The organism is Bradyrhizobium sp. SZCCHNR1053 (genome assembly GCF_032381235.1).
Taxonomy (GTDB): domain Bacteria; phylum Pseudomonadota; class Alphaproteobacteria; order Rhizobiales; family Xanthobacteraceae; genus Bradyrhizobium.
On the sequence record NZ_JAUHJM010000007.1, the window covers coordinates 194,484 to 212,784 of the forward strand.

General features: G+C 66.5%; 11 protein-coding genes. 9 read left to right on the forward strand and 2 right to left on the reverse strand.

Annotated features, from left to right (window positions below):
- The first annotated feature begins 37 nt into the window (after positions 1-37).
- Positions 38-2,008, forward strand: a complete 1,971-nt coding sequence (asnB, locus tag QX051_RS18625) for an asparagine synthase (glutamine-hydrolyzing) (RefSeq protein WP_315777128.1) — start codon at positions 38-40, stop codon at positions 2,006-2,008.
- 102 nt (positions 2,009-2,110) lie between these two features.
- On the opposite strand, the gene QX051_RS18630 is transcribed toward asnB, so the two are convergent.
- Positions 2,111-3,073 (reverse strand): lysylphosphatidylglycerol synthase transmembrane domain-containing protein, encoded by a 963-nt coding sequence (locus tag QX051_RS18630; RefSeq protein WP_315777129.1) that lies wholly within the window; start codon positions 3,071-3,073, stop codon positions 2,111-2,113.
- Positions 3,074-3,259: 186 nt separating this feature from the next.
- Between QX051_RS18630 and QX051_RS18635 the strand changes: the two genes are divergently transcribed.
- From QX051_RS18635 to QX051_RS18660, 6 genes are all read left to right on the forward strand, one after another.
- The gene (locus QX051_RS18635) at positions 3,260-4,543 is read left to right on the forward strand and encodes a nucleotide sugar dehydrogenase (protein ID WP_315777130.1); all 1,284 of its coding nucleotides are present in this window, start codon (positions 3,260-3,262) and stop codon (positions 4,541-4,543) included.
- A 10-nt stretch (positions 4,544-4,553) separates the two neighbouring features.
- A complete protein-coding gene (locus QX051_RS18640) occupies positions 4,554-5,570 on the forward strand; it encodes an NAD-dependent epimerase (protein ID WP_315777131.1) in 1,017 nt (338 codons plus the stop codon).
- Positions 5,571-5,581: 11 nt separating this feature from the next.
- Positions 5,582-6,994 carry a mannose-1-phosphate guanylyltransferase/mannose-6-phosphate isomerase gene (locus tag QX051_RS18645; RefSeq protein WP_315758396.1) on the forward strand — a complete coding sequence of 471 codons (1,413 nt, stop codon included), beginning with the start codon at positions 5,582-5,584 and terminating at the stop codon, positions 6,992-6,994.
- A gap of 69 nt (positions 6,995-7,063) precedes the next feature.
- Positions 7,064-9,286: a tetratricopeptide repeat protein gene (locus QX051_RS18650; RefSeq protein ID WP_315777132.1), complete on the forward strand. Its 2,223-nt coding sequence runs from the start codon at positions 7,064-7,066 to the stop codon at positions 9,284-9,286.
- An 82-nt stretch (positions 9,287-9,368) separates the two neighbouring features.
- Positions 9,369-11,588 (forward strand): tetratricopeptide repeat protein, encoded by a 2,220-nt coding sequence (locus QX051_RS18655; RefSeq protein ID WP_315777133.1) that lies wholly within the window; start codon positions 9,369-9,371, stop codon positions 11,586-11,588.
- An 84-nt stretch (positions 11,589-11,672) separates the two neighbouring features.
- Entirely contained in the window at positions 11,673-13,892 is a 2,220-nt protein-coding gene (locus tag QX051_RS18660) for a tetratricopeptide repeat protein (protein ID WP_315777134.1), read from the forward strand.
- 13 nt (positions 13,893-13,905) lie between these two features.
- Here the strand turns inward: QX051_RS18660 and QX051_RS18665 are convergent, their stop codons facing one another.
- A complete protein-coding gene (locus tag QX051_RS18665; protein ID WP_315777135.1) occupies positions 13,906-14,616 on the reverse strand; it encodes a DUF1223 domain-containing protein in 711 nt (236 codons plus the stop codon).
- 360 nt (positions 14,617-14,976) lie between these two features.
- Between QX051_RS18665 and QX051_RS18670 the strand changes: the two genes are divergently transcribed.
- The gene (locus QX051_RS18670) at positions 14,977-15,987 is read left to right on the forward strand and encodes a Gfo/Idh/MocA family oxidoreductase (protein ID WP_315777136.1); all 1,011 of its coding nucleotides are present in this window, start codon (positions 14,977-14,979) and stop codon (positions 15,985-15,987) included.
- Between the two features lie 55 nt (positions 15,988-16,042).
- Positions 16,043-17,194 carry a DegT/DnrJ/EryC1/StrS family aminotransferase gene (locus QX051_RS18675; protein WP_315777137.1) on the forward strand — a complete coding sequence of 384 codons (1,152 nt, stop codon included), beginning with the start codon at positions 16,043-16,045 and terminating at the stop codon, positions 17,192-17,194.
- The last annotated feature ends 1,107 nt before the right edge of the window (positions 17,195-18,301 follow it).

Genomic DNA, 18,301 nt, shown 5'->3' on the forward strand with positions numbered 1-18,301 from the left:
CCATGCAGATGGGGGACGGGGTGGCGGAGATGGCACCATGTGCGGCATAGCCGGCCTGCTTCGCCCCGGCGGAGCCGACGAGGCCCAACTGACCGGAATCATTGATCGCATGACGACGGCGCTGGCGCATCGGGGGCCAGATGCGTCCGGCAGTTGGATCAGCGCTGCGAGGGGCCTCGCCTTCGGACATCGCCGTCTGGCGATCCTCGATCTCTCCGAGGCCGGGGCGCAGCCGATGCACGGTGCCTGCGGGCGCTACACCGTCACCTTCAACGGCGAGATCTACAACCATCTCGATGTCCGTGCCGAGCTGGAGGCCGGTGGCGACGCGCCGAATTGGCGCGGTCATTCCGATACCGAAACGCTGCTCGCCGCGATCAGCCGATGGGGCGTTCGACCGACGCTTCAGCGCCTGATCGGCATGTTCGTCTTCGGGCTGTGGGACGCCGAGACTCGGCAATTGATCCTGGCACGCGACCGCTTCGGCGAAAAGCCGCTGTTCTACGGCTGGAGCAACGCTGATCTGGTGTTCGGCTCCGAGCTCAAGGCGCTGGCGGCGCATCCCTCCTGGGCGCCGTCGCTCGACCGAGCGGCGCTCACGGCGTTCATGCGCTATTCCTACGTGCCGGCGCCCGCCACGATCTGGACCGGCATACGCAAGCTGCCCTCGGCGTCGTTCGTGAGCTTCTCCGCGGATGCGGCTCCCGGCGGCTGGCCGCTGCCGCAACCCTATTGGTCGCTGCGCGATCGTGTCGCCGCCGCTCAGGACGATCGCATTGCCGACGAGGGCGAGGCGGTCGAACGGCTGGAGCAGCTGCTGTCGGTGGCCGTGAAGCGACAGTGCTTGTCGGACGTGCCGCTCGGCGCGTTCCTGTCCGGCGGCGTCGATTCGTCGACGATTGTCGCCCTGATGCAGGCGCAGGCGGGCCAGCCTGTGCGCACCTTCAGCATCGGCTTCGCCGAAGGCGGCTACAACGAGGCCGAGGACGCGCGCAACGTCGCGCAGCATCTCGGCACCGATCACACCGAGCTCTATGTCGATGCGCGGACCGCGATGGACGTGGTGCCCAAGCTGCCGCGGATCTATGACGAGCCGTTCGCCGACTCCTCGCAGATCCCGACGCATCTGGTCGCGCAGCTCGCGCGCCGGCATGTGACTGTCGCATTGTCAGGTGACGCGGGCGACGAGCTGTTCGGCGGCTACAACAGGCATGTCTGGGGCGGCGCGCTGCAGGCGCGCCTTGGTCGCGTGCCGATGCCGCTGCGGCGTGCGATTGGTGCCGTTCTCGGTGCGATCGCCCCAGAGCCGGCCGATACGGTTCTCAGGGCGCTGCAGCCGGTGTTGCCGGCCCGATTGAAGGTTCGGCATGCCGGCGATCAGGCGGCCAAGCTCGGCCGCGTCATTGCCGCCGACGGCTTTGATGGTCTCTACCGGGCGCTGTGCTCGATCGATCAGGATCCGGCCGGGACGGTGGTGGGCGGCATGGAGCAGGAAAGTTGGGCAGGGAACGAGATGCGGCAGCTTGCGGCACAGCTCGACCCGCTCGACCGCATGACCCTGGCAGACTCCCTCAGCTATCTCAGCGACGACATCCTGCAGAAGGTGGATCGCGCGGCGATGGCGGTGGCGTTGGAGACGCGCGTGCCGTTCCTCGACAAGGACGTCGTCGAGTTTTCAGCCAAGGTTCCTTCCGGCATGAAGGTGCGGGACGGTCGCGGCAAATGGTTGGTACGACAGGTGCTGTATCGCCACGTGCCGGCTGAGATGATCGATCGGCCGAAGACGGGCTTCAGCATTCCCCTCGACGCGTGGCTGCGTGGGCCGTTGAAATCATGGGCCTCGGACCTGCTGTCGCCGGAGCGGCTGAGGCGGCAGGGTCTGTTCGATCCGGTGCGAGTGACGCGCATGTTCGACGAGCATCTCAGCCGCCGCCACAATCATTCCTACTGGCTTTGGAACGTGCTGATGGCGCAGGCCTGGCACGACGAATGGGCGCGCGCCGCCTAGAGCATGATCCGGAAAAGTGGAAACCGGTTTTCCGAAAAGATCATGCTCAAACAAAGAGATGAGATCATGATGCGATTCCGTGGAATCGCATCATGATCCAGGTCAGTCTTCGACCGTCGCGGGAACGGCGAGGCGGCCTGCGCCCTTTTCTGCGCTGAGAATCCACACGAGGCCGCCCATGCCGCCGACGATGAAGTAGACCGCGCCGAACAGGATCGAGACCACGGTGCCGTCGGCCGGCGCAAGCCCGGCATAGCCGAATGCGACCATCATCGTCGCCTCGCGGACGCCCCAGCCAGCGATCGAGATCGGCAGCATCGTGATCAGCATGATTGGCGGGGTCAGCAGGAATAGCTGTTCGAATGCGGCTGGCGCCGCGATGGAGCGCACGGCGCACCAGGCGATGACGACGGCCAGCACGTGGATCGAAAGCGACAGCACGGCGATCTTCGCGGCCGTGGTCCGGCCGAAGATTACCCTGTTCGCGATCACCGAGCAGGCATAGACGTGGCGCGTCGGCCACCACGCCTTCATCCACGCCGCCGGCAGATGGCCGATGGTGAGGAAGCCGACGCCGGCCGCCAGTGCGGCGGCGTCGACCAGCACCAGGGCCAGGCGCCCGTGCTGGTCGGCGATCATGCCATAGCTCCACGGCAGGCTCGCGACGATGATCAGCGCTAGCGCGATGAAGCCGACGGCGCGGTCGGTCAGGATCGAGTAGCTGGCTGCGCGCCAGCCGGCGCCGGTGCGCCCGATCAGCCACAGCCGCACGGCGTCGCCGCCGATCGAGGACGGCAGGGTCTGATTGAAGAAGGCGCCGATCATGTTGTAGCGGAACGCCTGCATGTCCGTCAGCGGCGCGCCGCACAGCGCGGAGATCTCGCGCCACCGCAGGGCGCCGATGAAGATCTGCACCAGCGTGATGGCCACCGCCAGCCCGATCCAGCCGATGTTGATCTGACTGAGCCGCTCGCGGATCGCCGCAAAGTTGATCCCGCGCAGAGCGAGATACAGCAGAGCCAGCGACACCACGATCCGGAGGAGAAGAATCAAAAACGCACGCATGCCAGGCTGGCTTCGCTCTTGGTTGAAACGGTCCAAGCCGAGTGCGATACGCGCAACGCCCGTCCTGGCAGGGCCGGACCCCGGGTAAGGGGAGCCGTAGCCGCCCCTTGCGGTCCTGATGCCCCGGTGGCTAAACAGTCGCAGGGGTGGCGTCAATGGCCTCCGAAACGACCGGAATATCAATTTATGTCTCATGGCCGGAAGATTGCGGTGATAGGCCTTGGCTATGTCGGCCTGCCGGTCGCGGCTGCGTTCGCGCGGACAGGCTGCCCGGCGATCGGGTTCGATATCGATGCGGCCCGCGTCGCAGAGCTGAAGGACGCCAGGGATCGGACCTGCGAGGTCGATGCGGGCGATCTGCGGCGGCCGGGCCTGCGCTTCACCAGCGAGCCGGCCGATATCGAGACTGCCGATTTCTTCATCGTCACGGTTCCGACCCCGATCGACAGCGCACGTCGGCCCGATCTGGGCGCCATGCTGGCCGCGACGCGCGCCGTTGGCGCCGTTCTGAAGCCCGGCGACATCGTCGTCTATGAGTCGACCGTCTACCCGGGCGCCGTCGAGGAAGACTGCGTCCCGTTGCTGGAGAGCTGCTCGGGCCTGAAGGCGGGGGCCGATTTCAACGTCGGCTATTCGCCGGAGCGCATCAATCCCGGTGACAAGACGCATCGCTTCGAGACCATCACCAAGGTCGTCTCGGCACAGAACCCGCAGACGCTCGAGATCGTGGCGGCCGTCTATGGCTCGGTCGTCACGGCCGGCATTCATCGTGCGCCCTCGATCAAGGTCGCCGAGGCGGCGAAGGTGATCGAGAACACCCAGCGCGATCTCAATATCGCCTTCATGAACGAGCTGTCGCTGATCTTCCAGGCGCTTGAGATCGATACCGGCGACGTGCTCGCAGCCGCCGCCACCAAGTGGAACTTCCTGCCCTTCACGCCCGGCCTCGTCGGCGGTCACTGCATCGGCGTCGATCCCTATTACCTCACCTATCGCGCCGAGAAGGCGGGCTACCATCCTGAGGTCATCCTGGCGGGCCGCCGCATCAATGACGAGATGGGCCGGCGCATTGCGCGCGAATGCATTCGCGGGCTGCTGAAGCGGAAAGGGCGCAGCGGCCTCGTCACGATCCTCGGCATGACCTTCAAGGAGAATGTGCCGGACATCCGCAATTCGCGGGTGATCGACATCATCAGCGAACTGCAGTCGTTCGGCGTCGAGGTGCAGGTCGCCGATCCCCTGGCCGATACGGCGGCGGTGCACGAGGAGTATGGCATCGGCCTCACGGCAGTTGACGCGCTGCGTCCAGCCGACGCGGTCGTGCTGGCCGTGTCGCACGATCAGTTCCTGGCCGGAGGCTGGCCTTTGGTTCAGAGCCTCCTCGGCGAGGAGAGCGGCCTCGTGCTCGACGTCAAGATGAAGCTCGACCGCGCGAGCAAACCCGCCGCCATCGAACTGTGGCGACCCTGACGGAGCGACCATGGCAGATCATCCCATCCTCGTGACCGGCGCCGCCGGCTTCATCGGATTTCACCTGTCGCAGCGGCTGCTCGCCGAGGGACGGCAGGTGGTCGGCATCGACAACATCAACGCCTATTACGATCCGAAGCTGAAGGAGGCGCGGCTCGACATTCTGAAGGCGGCGCCCGGCTTCACCTTTCACAAGCTCGATCTCATCGACCGTGCCGGCATCAAGGCGCTGTTTGCCCAGCATCGCTTTCCCGCCGTGGTGCATCTCGCGGCCCAGGCCGGCGTGCGCTACTCGCTGGAAAATCCGCACGCCTATGTCGATGCCAATCTCGAGGGCTTCATCAACGTCCTCGAGGGTTGCCGCCATCATGGCTGCGAGCATCTGCTGTTCGCATCGTCCTCATCGGTCTATGGCGCCAACACCAAGCTGCCGTTCTCGGTCAAGGACAATGTCGATCATCCGATCAGCCTCTATGCGGCAAGCAAGAAGGCCAACGAGCTGATGGCGCATTCCTACAGCCATCTCTATCGCCTGCCGGCCACCGGGCTGCGCTTCTTCACCGTCTACGGCCCCTGGGGCCGTCCCGACATGGCGATGTTCATCTTTGCCAAGGCCATCCTCGCAGGGCAGCCGGTCAGGCTGTTCAATCAAGGCCGGATGCGGCGTGATTTTACCTATGTCGACGACATCGTGCAGGCCATCGTCCGCCTGATCGGCCGCCCGCCCCAGGGAAACCCGGATTGGGATGGAAACAGGCCCGATCCGTCGAGCAGCCGGGCGCCATGGCGGATTTACAATATCGGCAACAATCATCCCGAACAGCTGATGGACGTGATAACACTACTAGAGAAGGAGTTCGGGCGGCCGGCCATCAGGGAGATGCTGCCGATGCAGCCCGGCGACGTCGAGGCGACCTATGCTGATGTCAGCGACCTCGAACGCGACATCGGCTTCCGGCCGGCGACCTCGATCGCCGACGGCATCGGACGTTTTGCGAAATGGTACCGCGACTATCACCGAATTTAACGGGTTGATTCATGACCGGACGCATCATTCCTCTCATCATGTGCGGCGGCGCTGGGACCCGGCTGTGGCCGGCATCGCGGGAGGTTCGCCCGAAGCAGTTCCTGCCGCTGTTCGGCACCCGTTCCACGTTCCAGGACACGTTGCTGCGCGTATCCGATGCCGACTTGTTCGAACGGCCGATCATCATCACCAACCTGGCCTATCGCTTCATGGTGCTGGAGCAACTGGCCGAGATCGGCATCGAGGCCGACGTCCTGCTGGAGCCGATGCGGCGTGATTCAGGCCCGGCCATCGCAGCCGGAGCCGCCTTCGCCCAGTCGCGCCATCAGGACGCTGTCGTGCTGGCACTCGCGGCCGATCACGTCGTTCGCGACACCGCGGCCTTCCTCGCGGCGTGCCGGCAGGGGCTCGCTGCCGCCGAGGCCGGCCGCATCGTCACCTTCGGCGTCAATCCAGAGCGCGCGGCCACCGAATATGGCTATATCAGCCCGGGTGCATCGGTATCCGGGGAAGTGCGGGCCGTCGCAAAATTCGTCGAGAAGCCGGATCAGCCGACCGCCGAGCGCTACATCCGCGAGGGCTATCTCTGGAACAGCGGCAACTTCATGTTCCGCGCGTCGGTCCTGCTCGATGAATACCGCAAGTTCGACGCGGGCAGCGTGCAGACGGTGATCGACGCTGTCTCCAAGGCCGGCCGCGACCTCGGTTTCATCATCCTGGATTCCGATGCCTTCGCGGCGGCCAAGCCGATCTCGATCGACTATGCCGTGATGGAAAAGACCGAACGTGCCGCCGTGGTGGCGGTGTCGTGCGGCTGGTCTGACGTCGGCTCCTGGCATGCGGTCTGGGAACTGTCCGACAAGGACGGGCAGGGCAATGCCGCGCGCGGCACCGCCGTGTTCGAGGATTCCCGCAACTGCAACGTGGTCACCGACAAGGCGCTGGTCGCGCTCGAAGGCGTCGACGATCTTGTCGTGGTGGCCGCGCAGGACGCCGTGCTGGTGTCGCGCCAGCGCGATGCCAACGGCTTGAAGCGGCTGGTCGCCAAGCTCAAGACCGTGGCGCCCGAAGTGACCGAGACGCACATCAAGGTGCACCGGCCCTGGGGCAGCTATCAGTCGGTCGACAATGGCGAGCGTCATCAGGTCAAGCGCATCATCGTCAAGCCGGGCCAGCGCCTGTCGCTGCAGAAGCACTATCACCGGTCCGAGCACTGGATCGTGGTGCGCGGCGCGGCGCGGGTCACCGTGAACGAGACCGTCAAGACCGTGCATGAGAACGAATCGATCTACATTCCGATGGGCGCGGTGCACCGGCTGGAGAACCCGGGCAAGATCCTGCTGGAGCTGATCGAGGTCCAGACCGGGTCCTATCTCGGCGAGGACGACATCATCCGCATCGAGGACGATTACCGCCGCGAGTAGGGCGGGTCTCGCCTCGAATCACGCGAGCCGTGCTAGACAGCCCCGGACGTCGTCCGCCGGAGAGCTTCGTTGCAAAGCACGATCGGATCGCGCGCGTTCCAGAATGCGCGCCTGCAGAAGAAGAATCGCAAGCAGGCCGATAGCCTGCTGCCGAAGGCCGTCGAGGCCTATCGGGCGGGCCGGCACGCCGATGCCCAGACCATCTGCGGACAGGCTCTGGGCCTCGTGCCCGATCATTTCGACGCCTTGCACCTTCTCGGCGCGTCCGCGCTCGACAGCGGCCGGCTCGACCTCGCCGAGCAGGCCCTGACCCGCGCGGTCGCCGTGGAGCCGCGCAATGCCGAGGCCCTGGCCAATCTCGGCCTCGTGCTGTTCAGCATGAAGCGCTACGAGGAGGCGCGCGCGGTACAGGAGCGCGCCGTTGCGCTCAAGCCCAATTTTGCCGCGGCGCTGACGAGCCTCGGCAACACCCTGATGAACATGCAGCTGTTCGCGCAGGCGATCGAGGTGCATGACCGCGCCATCGCCCTCAAGCCGGACTTTGCCGACGCCTACTGCAATCGCGGCATGGCGCAACTGCTCCTGCTGCGCAACGAAGAGGCCAAACAGAGTTTCGACCGCGCCTTGGCGCTGGCGCCGCGGCACATGCAGGCGACGTTCGGCAAGGGACTGGTCAGCGTCAATCTGCGGCATCTCGAGCAGGCGCTCGCTGCCTTCAACGCGGCGCTCGCCATGAAGCCGGGGACGGCGGCGGTCATCGCGCAGCGTGGCCGTCTCTACGTGCAGATGGGACGGTTCGCCGAGGCCGAGGCCGATTTCGATGCTGCGCTGGCGACCGACCCCGGGCTGGAGGCGGCGCTGCTCGGCAAGGCCCATGTCTGCGTGCTCACCGAGCGGATCGCGCCGGCCATGGTGGCCTGCAAGCGGGTGCTTGAGCAGAATCCGGCGTCGGAGGTGGCGCTGATCTGGCTCGGCACGTGCCTCGCAAAGCAGGGCGATACCGCCGGCGCCATCCAGCACTTCGACCGCGCCCTCGAGATCAAGCCGGATTTCGAGGATGCGATCATGAAGAAGATCTTCGCGCTCGATTTCTATCCCGGCGCCGACGTGGCCGTGCATCAGGCCGTCCGCCGCGAATGGTGGGAGCGGATCGGCGCGCATATCCCGCAGCGCCAGCTTGCCGCCATCGACCGCGACCCGGATCGCCGCATCACGGTCGGTTACGTGTCGTCCGACTTCCGCAGCCATTCGGCCGCGCTGACCTTCCTTCCGGTGCTGCGCCATCACGACCACGCGGCATTCAAGGTCATCTGCTACTCGTGCTCGCCGCTGGTCGATTCCGTGACGGAACAGTGCAAGGTCGCGGCCGACGGCTGGGTCGACGGATCTCAATTGTCCGACGATGAGTTGGCCGATCGCATCCAGGCCGACCAGGTCGACATTCTGGTCGATCTCTCCGGCCACTCGGCCGGCAATCGTCTCACCGTGTTTGCCCGCAAGCCGGCGCCGATCCAGGTCACCGCGTGGGGCAACGCGACCGGCACCGGATTGCCCGCCATGGACTACTTCTTTGCCGATCCGGTCACGGTGCCATCGGCGGTGCGGCCGCTGTTCGCCGAACAGGTCTACGATCTCCCGGCGCTGATCACGACGGATCCGCTGCCGGGAGCGCAGGCGACGCCGCTGCCGATGCTGCGCAACGGCCACGTCACGTTTGGTGTCTTCAACCGTGTCGACAAGATATCCGACGAGGTGCTGAGGGTCTGGTCGGCGCTGCTCCAAGCGTTGCCGGACGCCCGCATCGTCATCAAGAACGGCGCGCTGGAGGACGCATTCCTGCGCGACACGCTGATCGCCCGCTTCGCCGCGCACGGCGTCAACGAGAGCCGCCTCACCTGTCTCGGCGCCTCGATGCGCCACGAGCACATCGCAGCGTTCGCCAACATCGACATCTCGCTCGATCCGTTCCCGCAGAATGGTGGCGTCAGCACTTGGGAATCGCTGCAGGCCGGCGTGCCCGTGGTCGCCAAGCTCGGCAGCAGCGCGGCGTCGCGCGCCGGCGGCGCGATCGTCAAGGCGATCGGGCTCGACGACTGGGTGGCCGAGGACGGCGAGGGGTACATTGCGATCGCCCTGAAACACGCGGCGCGGCCGGCCGAGCTCGCTCAGCTCCGTGCGGAGCTGCCGACGCGGGTGGCCAACTCGGCCGCCGGCAATGTCGAGACCTACACGCGCAAGGTCGAGGAGGGGTATCGCCAGTTCTGGCGCCGCTATTGCGCTACTGGCGGCTGAGGCCCATCCGTCGCGGCGTGACGCAAGGTCGCCGCGTGAACAAGCCCGATATGTAGTTCCACGCGTTATTCGGAGGCCGTCTTTGGCAAGCGATGTCGGTTCCCGCGCGTTTCAGAATGCGAGGCTGCAGAAGAAGCATCGCAAGCAGGCCGATGCGCTGATGCCCGCGGCCGTCGCCGCCTATCGCGGCGGTCGCCGTTCCGAAGCCCAGGCGATCTGCAGCCAGATCCTGGCGCTGCTGCCCGATCATTTCGATGCCCTGCACCTGCTCGGCGTGACGGCGCTGGACGGTGGCCAAATGGATCTCGCTTCGCAGGCGCTCACCAAGGCCGTCGAGATCGAGCCGCGACATGCCGAGGCGCTCTCCAATCTCGGCCTCGCGCTGTTCAACCGCAAGCGCTTCGAGGAGGCGCGCAAGTGCCAGGAGCGGGCGATTGCGCTGAAGCCAGCCCTCGTGGTCGCGCAGACGGGCCTCGGCAACACGCTGATGCGCCTCGGCCTGCCGGACGAGGCGATCGCGGCGCATGAGCGGGCCATCGCGCTGAAGCCAGACTATGCCGACGCCTATTGCAACCGCGGCATGGCACTGCTTCCGCTCGGTCGCAACGCCGAGGCCAATCAGAGCTTCGATCGCGCACTGTCGCTCAATCCGCGCCACATGGAGGCGATGTTCGGCAAGGGGCTGGCGAGCATCAACCTGCGTCATCACACCGAGGCGCTCGCGGCCTTCGATGCCGCGCTTGCCGTCAAGCCCGGTGCGCCGCAGGTGCTGGCGCAGCGCGGCCGGCTGCATCAGATGGCCGGCCGTTTCGACCAGGCGAAGGCGGACTACGAGGCGGCGCTGGCGCATGATCCGATGCTGGAGATGGCGCTGCTCGGCAAGGCCCAGCTCGGCCACTTCAAGGACGTCGCCCAATCCGTCGATGCCTGCCGCAAGGTGCTGGAGCGGAATCCGCGCTCCGAGGAGGCCTGGCTGTGGCTCGGCGTCTGCTACGCCAAGCAGGGCGAGGTCGTTGCGGCCGTCGAGCATTTCGACCGCGCCCTTGAGATCAGGCCCGATTTTGCCGAGGCCATGACCGCGAAGATCTTCACGCTCGAGTTCATGCCGGAGGCCGACTTTGCGCTCCAGCAGGTGGCACGGCGCGAATGGTGGCAGCGGATCGGCGCCCACATCCGGCGCCGGCCGGCGCCGAAGCGCGATCTCGACCCGGAGCGGCGTCTGACGATCGGCTACGTCTCCTCCGACTTCCGGAATCATTCGGCGGCGCTGACATTCCTGCCGGTGCTCAGGCATCGCGACCCGCAGAATTTCGCAGTCGCCTGCTATGCCTGCTCGCCGGTGCAGGATGCCGTCACGGCGCAATTCCGTGCCTGCGCCGACCTCTGGGTCGACGCCGCGCAGATGTCGGATGACGAGCTCGCCGACCGCATCGACGCCGATGGCGTCGATATCCTGGTCGATCTCTCCGGCCACTCCGCCGGCAATCGCCTGCCGCTGTTTGCCCGCAAGCCCGCCCCGGTCCAGGTCACAGCCTGGGGCAGCGGCACCGGCACGGGGCTGCCGACGATCGACTATTTCTTGGCCGATCCGGTCACGGTGCCCGCAGCGGTACGTCATTTGTTCGCCGAGCAGGTCCATGACCTGCCGGCGGTGATCACCACCGAGGCGTTGCCGGACATCGCGCCGACGCCGCTGCCGATGCTCCGCAATGGCTTTGTGAGCTTCGGCGTGTTCAATCGGTTGGACAAGATCTCCGATCCTGCGCTGATCGTCTGGACACGGATCATGCAGCAGCTGCCGGACTCGCGCATCGTGATCAAGAGCAGCTCGCTCGATGATCCCCTGTTGCGTGACCGTCTCCTGGCGCGCTTCGCCGCGCAAGGCGTCGCGCCGGAGCGCGTGGTCTGTCTCGGCTGGTCGACGCGCGAGCAGCAGATCGCGCAGTTTGCCGAGGTCGACATCTCGCTCGATCCGTTTCCGCAGAATGGCGGCGTCAGCACCTGGGAGTCGCTGCAAGCCGGCGTGCCGGTCATCGCCAGGCTCGGACGCAGCGCGGCGTCGCGCGCCGCCGCGGCGATCGTCACGGCGGTCGGGCTCGGCGAGTTCGTCGCCGAAGACGACGACGGGTATGTCGCGCTCGCCGCGAAGTGGGCCTCGAAGCCGGCTGAGCTGGCGAAGCTGCGGACCGCGCTGCCGGCGATGGTCGCGGGCTCGGCCGCGGGCAATGTCGAGACCTACACGCGCAAGGTCGAGGAGGGCTACCGCCTGTTCTGGCGTCGCCATTGCGCCAGCGCCGGCTAGTCTTTGTGTCGCGGCATCCGGTGGTGTCGCATGTGATGTCACTGCGTTCCCGCGATCTGCACGCCGCCCGTGGAGGCAAGTCTCTTGGCAAGCAATGTCGGCTCTCGCGCCTTCCAGAATGCGAGACTGCAGAAGAAGCATCGCAAGCAGGCTGACGAGCTCATGCCGCGCGCCGTGGCGGCGTATCGTGCCGGCCGTCACGCCGAGGCGCAGGCGATCTGCGGACAGATCCTGGCGCTGCTGCCCGATCATTTCGATGCGTTGCACCTGCTCGGCGTTACGGCGCTCGACGGCGGCCAGCCCGATCTCGCCGAGCAGGCGCTCACCAAGGCCGTCGAGATCGAGCCGCGACATGCCGAGGCGCTCTCCAATCTCGGCCTCGCGCTGTTCAACCGCAAGCGCTTCGAGGAGGCGCGCAAGTGCCAGGAGCGGGCGATTGCGCTGAAGCCAGCCCTCGTGGTTGCTCAAACAGGTCTCGGCAACACGCTGATGCTCCTGGGGCGGCCGGAGGAGGCGATCGCCGCGCATGACCGGGCGATCGCGCTCAAGCCCGATTACGCCGACGCCTATTGCAATCGCGGCATGGCGCTGCTTCCGCTCGCGCGCAATGCGGAGGCCAATCAGTGCTTCGATCGCGCGTTGTCGCTCAACCCGCGCCACATGGAGGCGATGTTCGGAAAGGGGCTCGCCAGCATCGCCCTGCGCCATTCCGATGAGGCGCTGGCGGCCTTCGACGCTGCCCTCGCCATCAAGCCGAACGCCGCGCAAGTGCTGGCACAGCGCGGCCGGCTGCATCAGCAGGCCGGACGTTTCGACAAGGCGATGCCCGATTTCGAGGCCGCGCTGGCGCTCGATCCGCGACAGGAGGTGGCGCTGCTCGGCTTCGCGCAGCTCAGTGTGATCAGGGACAACATCGCGCCGGCGATGGACGCTTGCCGCAAGGTGCTGGAGATCAATCCCGCGTCCGACGTCGCCTGGACCTGGCTCGGCGAATGCTTCTGCAAGCAGGGCGATCTCACGACGGCCCTGCAGCACTTCGAGCGCGCGCTCGCGCTCAAGCCCGACTATGGCGATGCGATCACCGCCAGGATCTTCCTGCTCGACTTCATGCCCGACACCGATTTCGCGCAGCACCAGGCGGCGAGACGCGAATGGTGGACCAGGATCGGCAGCCAGGTCGCGCGCCGTCCGCCGCCGGTGCGGGATCGTGATCCGGAGCGGCGCCTGACGATCGGCTATGTCTCGTCCGATTTCCGCAGCCATTCGGCGGCGCTGGTGTTCCTGCCGGTGCTGCGTCATCACGACCACGCCGCGTTCAAGGTGATCTGCTACTCCTGCTCGCCGTTGCGCGATACGATGACGGACCAGTGCCGCGCGGCCGCCGACCTCTGGGTCGACGCCTGGCAGATGTCCGATGAGGAGCTGAGCGATCGCATCGAGGCCGATCAGGTCGATATCCTCGTCGATCTCTCCGGCCATTCCGCCGGCAACCGGCTGCCGGTGTTCGCGCGCAAGCCGGCGCCGGTCCAGGTCACGGCCTGGGGCAGCGGCACCGGCACCGGCCTCCCCACGATCGACTACTTCTTCGCCGATCCGGTGACTGTGCCCGAAGCTGCACGTCATCTGTTCGCCGAGCAGGTCTACGACCTGCCGGCCGTGATCACCACCGATCCCTTGCAGGGATGGCAGCCGACGCCGCTGCCGATGCTGCGCAACGGTTGCGTCACCTTCGGCGTCTTCAACCGGATCGACAAGATCTCCGAGCCTGCGCTCGCGCTCTGGTCGCGCCTGATGGGCGCGCTGCCGGACTCGCGGATCGTCATCAAGAACGGCGCGCTCGACGACGCGCTGCTGCGCAATGGCCTCGTCGCGCGGTTCGTCGCGCATGGCATCGCGCAGGAGCGCATCACGTGCCTCGGCCTGTCGACGCGCGATCAGCACATCGCGCAGTTCGCAGGCATCGACATGTCGCTCGATCCGTTTCCGCAGAATGGCGGCGTCAGCACCTGGGAGTCGCTGCAGGCCGGCGTCCCCGTGATCGCGAAGCTCGGCCACGGCGCGGCAGCGCGCGCGGCAGCCGCCATCAACACGGCGGTCGGGCTCGGCGACTTCGTGGCCGAGGACGACGACGGCTACATCGGTCTCGCCCTGAAGCAGGCCGCGCAGCCTGCGGCTCTCGCGAAGCTGCGGACGGAGCTGCCGGCGATGGTTGGCAGCTCCGCCGCCGGCAATGTCGAGACCTACACGCGCAAGGTGGAGGAGGGCTACCGCCTGTTCTGGCGCCGCACCTGCGCGTCCGCCTGACAGGCGGTCGAAGCTATAGCCGCGCGGCACCGACGATGCGCCCCTCCGGGCTTTCGAGCAGCACGGCCGCATCCTCGCCCTCCGGCATCGGCTCGGTGAGGCGCAGCGCCGTGCCGCTCCAATCGCCAAGCGTCCGCACCGAGCGCACCACGTTCAGCTCCTCCAGCGTGCGGCCGTCATTCTCGCCGCGGCGGATCGCCGTCTCATGCCGATGATCGAAGCCGACCAGAAGGAGGCGTCCGCGTCCTTCACCGCCGCCGACCTCGACCGTGAGCTTGTCGCCATTGCGTGCGAGCTTGACCGGCGCCGCCGTCGCGCTCGCGCCCCTGGCGCGATCGATCGCGGCTCCCACCTCGGCCCTGTTGGAGCCGACATGACCCGTCACCCCGTCGACGACGATCTCCGGCGTGTAGGAGCCGTCGCCGAAGCGGCTGCCGTAGCGGGCCTGGCGATCGGTGGCGGCCGGCAATGAGAACGGGTCCTTCCAGCCCAGCCGATCCCAATAGGTGACGTGAAAGGCGAGCGGCAGCACGTCGCGGCGCTGCCGCACCAGCTCGTTCAGATAGGCATTTGCAGGCGGGCAGGAGGAGCAGCCCTGCGAGGTGAAGAGCTCGATGACGACAGGCCGATCCACGGCGGCAGCCGACGGCGACCACGGGGTAAGCGAGGCGAGCAGCACGGCGAAGGATGAGGCGTAGCGGAGCGAGGCGAGGCTGAGGGTCATGGGTGTTCTCCCGCGATGTGACGTGATCTCCTTCGCTGGCGGGATCCACCGCGTTACCTCCGGCCGCGGCCAACACGCAGGCGTGAAGCCGCTGCAACCGTTGTGTCCGTGGCCTGTCGTGACGCGTGAACAGGGCACTTGCCACACGTGAAGGGCATCGCGCACGCCGTTCAAAAGACAGCGGTTTTCGTCCAAACCCGATGTAACTTTCTGAATCAAATCGTGTCCTGAAAAAGGTTTCCGCATTCGCCTCGCTTCAACCGGCATGCTAGGAGAGCTTCGACCGGTGATTTGCAGTTCGTTAACCGTCATGGCCAATCCGTGACGTCGCAATCCGGGGACATTGATGGGGTCGATGACATGAGTTCCAAGGGGGCGGGCCACAAGGCCGAGCTGAGGCAGGCGCTGCGAGTCGGCGTCATCGGAGCCGGCGTGATGGGCAGCAACCATGCCCGCGTGCTCGCCGGACTGCCCGATGTGCACTTGGTCGGCGTGGTCGATCCGCTGCCGGCGCATCGCAGCCGCGTCACCGAGCTTGCGAACTGCCCGACCTTCGAGACGCTCGATGAGCTCGTCGCCGAGGGCGTCGATGCGGTGACCGTCGCCGCCCCGACCCACCTGCATCATGAGCTCGCGCTCGCCTGCATCGCCCGCAAGGTGCATCTGATGGTCGAGAAGCCGATCGCCTCCACGGTGGACGAGGGCAGGGAGATCGTCTCGGCCGCGCATCGCGCCGGCGTCACCCTGATGATCGGCCATGTCGAGCGCTTCAATCCGGCGGTGGCCGCGATCAAGAAGGCGATCGCCGGCGAGGACCTCCTGTCGATCGCGATCACCCGCGTCGGTCCGTTCCCGCCGCGCATGTCCAATGTCGGCGTCGTCATCGATCTCGCCGTGCACGACATCGACCTCATCCGCTGGTTCACCGAATCCGACATCATCGAGGTGCAGCCGCAATTGTCGAGTGCGGTGGCGGAGCGTGAGGACATCGCGCTCCTGCAGTTCCGCACCGCCTCCGGCGTGCTCGCCCACATCAACACCAACTGGCTGACGCCGTTCAAGGCGCGCAACGTCACCGTGGCGACGCGCGGCAAGTACATCATGGGCGATCTGCTGACGCGCCAGGTCACCGAGTGCTTCGGCTTCAAGCCGGATGGCAGCTACTCGATGCGCCATCTGCCGGTCGGCCATGACGAGCCGCTGCGCGCCGAGCTGATCGCGTTCCTGCACGCGGTGCGCTCGGGCACGGCGCCCGCGGTCACCGGCGACGAGGGCGTCGCGAGTCTGGCGATCGCCACGCAGTGCCTGGAGACCTCGAGCCATCGTCCCGCCGAGGCGGCTGCTACCAAGCGTCGCGCCGTGGCCGGCTAGCCGGCCACGCCTCCGCTTCACCCCATCGTCTCGATCCGAACCTTTGTCAGAGCTCATGAATCAGCACCTGCGTCATCAGCCCATTCCGTTCATCGACACCGCCGCGCAGCGCCAGCGGCTCGGCAAGTCGCTCGACGACGCCGTCGCCCGCGTGCTCGCGCATTGCCAGTTTCTCGGCGGCCCCGAAATCATCCAGCTCGAGAAGGAGCTGGCTGAATTCTGCGGCGCCAAATACGCGGTGAGCTGCTCCAGCGGCACCGACGCGCTGCTGATGGTGCTGATGGCCCAGGGCATCGGCCCGGGCGATGCCGTGCTGTGCCCGTCTTTCACCTTCTGCGCGACCGGCGAAGCCGTGGCGCTGACCGGCGCCACGCCGGTGTTCGTCGACGTGCTGGAGGACACCTTCAACATCGATCCGGCCTCGCTCCACCGCGGCATCGCAACCGCCAAACGGCTCGGTCTCAAGCCGAAGGCCGTGATCCCGGTCGATCTGTTCGGACAGAGCGCGGACCACGATGCGGTCGCCGCGATCGCTGGGGACGAAGGCCTGTTCGTGCTCGACGACGCCGCGCAGGGCTTTGGCGCCAGCTACAAGGGCCGCCGCATCGGCACCTTCGGGCTGGCGACCGCCACCAGCTTCTATCCGGCCAAGCCGCTCGGCTGCTTCGGCGACGGCGGTGCCATCCTCACCGACGATGCCGGCCTCCTGGAGCGCCTGCGCAGCGTGCGCGCCCATGGCGGCGGCAGCGACAAATACGACAACGTCCGCCTCGGCCTCACCGCGCGGCTCGACACCATCCAGGCCGCGGTCCTGATCGAGAAGCTCAGGATCTTCGAGGACGAGATCGTCGCGCGCAACAAGGTGGCCGAGCGCTACACGGCCGCGCTGGCCGATGTCGTGAAGGTGCCGCGTCTCGTCGAGGGCTGCACCTCGGTCTGGGCGCAATACACCATCCGCCTGCCCAAGGGCATCGATCGCGACACCTTCGCCGCGGCGCTGAAGGCGCAGGGCATTCCGACCGCGATCTACTATCCGAAGTCGATGCATCAGCAGACCGCCTACCGCATCTTCCCGAGCGCCGATGGCGGCCTGCCGGTCAGCGAGCAGCTCTCCAGCGACGTCATCAGCCTGCCGATGCACGCCTATCTCGACGAGCCGACCCAGGCCCGCATCATCGACGTCGTCCGCGGCGCACTTCAGGGCTGAGGCATAAGGCATCGTTGACGTCACGCCGCTTGCAGCGGCGCGGCTCACAGCCCCGGCGGGCGATCTGCCCCGCCGACAGTCCCAACCAACACTGTCGTCCCGGCGAACGCCGGGACCCATACCGCGTGATCTCCGAAACGGGCAGGCGGCCCGTTCCGCGCACCCCACCAGCTGCACAGCGTATGGATCCCGGATCTGCGCCCGCCGCCGCTTCGCGTCGGCCGGCTTGTCCGGGATGACAGCGGAGTGGGAAGCGCGCCTCTCGCCTCCCCACCGGCGTCGCACGTGCTGACGCGGGATCGGCATATTCACCGTCATTGCGAGCGAAGCGACTTGTCCGCCATAGCCCGAAGGGCGACGGCGGAAGCAATCCAGAGTCCCCATGCGCGACTCTGGATTGCTTCGTCGCTTGCGCTCCTCGCAATGACGGCGGTGAGACATGACTCCGCTCTCTCGCGGCGCATCTTCGCGTCCGAGCTTTGCCGATGGACCCACCCTCTCCTCGAAGAGGGCACGGGGAATGCCGGGCGCTGGCCGCACCCATGGCCCGCCTGCGAAAAAAATGCAGGCGGCAGGAACCACAGGTTCAGCCGAGACATCCCGGCATTCCCCGCGCGATGGTTGGAACGGCTGCTTCGCGTTCTCCCCGGTGCTCCGGGCTTTTTGGCCACCGTCATCGGCACTGCGCCTTTGCGCATCAGCACCGACTTGGCATCAGCATCGGGATGCCAGGACCACGCGACTTGACCGTGCGCATCGATGTCGTTCGTCGGCATGGAGAACCATGCTGCAACATCGACACACCCACCGCATCCCGCCTCAACGTCCGTGACGACCGCGAAGCGCCCCTCTGATCGAGACGGGACGGCGGCATACAATCATGATTTCGGATAAAAAGAAAGAGAAATATTTTTCAGAAATGGACTGGATGGAGGGAGGCGCTTCAAGCGGCTAGCGAAATGAGTTTTGAGGCGGGCTGTTCGGACGCCATAAAGCGGTCGGGAGATCAGTAAGTGGGTAGATAGACGCCATCGCGCCATTCAGCGAGTTGCCCGACGAGTCAGTCCGCTGATATCGGGCTTCTCGTGTTTCGTGCTGGCCCGGAGT

What these genes read in the sequence shown, in the direction of transcription:
- QX051_RS18675 (WP_315777137.1), top strand. Translation starts at nt 16,043, where the DNA reads ATGAATCAGCACCTGCGTCATCAGCCCATTCCGTTCATCGACACCGCC.
- QX051_RS18630 (WP_315777129.1), bottom strand. Translation starts at nt 3,073, where the DNA reads ATGCGTGCGTTTTTGATTCTTCTCCTCCGGATCGTGGTGTCGCTGGCT.
- QX051_RS18640 (WP_315777131.1), top strand. Translation starts at nt 4,554, where the DNA reads ATGGCAGATCATCCCATCCTCGTGACCGGCGCCGCCGGCTTCATCGGA.
- asnB (WP_315777128.1), top strand. Translation starts at nt 38, where the DNA reads ATGTGCGGCATAGCCGGCCTGCTTCGCCCCGGCGGAGCCGACGAGGCC.
- QX051_RS18670 (WP_315777136.1), top strand. Translation starts at nt 14,977, where the DNA reads ATGAGTTCCAAGGGGGCGGGCCACAAGGCCGAGCTGAGGCAGGCGCTG.
- QX051_RS18665 (WP_315777135.1), bottom strand. Translation starts at nt 14,616, where the DNA reads ATGACCCTCAGCCTCGCCTCGCTCCGCTACGCCTCATCCTTCGCCGTG.
- QX051_RS18645 (WP_315758396.1), top strand. Translation starts at nt 5,582, where the DNA reads ATGACCGGACGCATCATTCCTCTCATCATGTGCGGCGGCGCTGGGACC.
- QX051_RS18635 (WP_315777130.1), top strand. Translation starts at nt 3,260, where the DNA reads ATGTCTCATGGCCGGAAGATTGCGGTGATAGGCCTTGGCTATGTCGGC.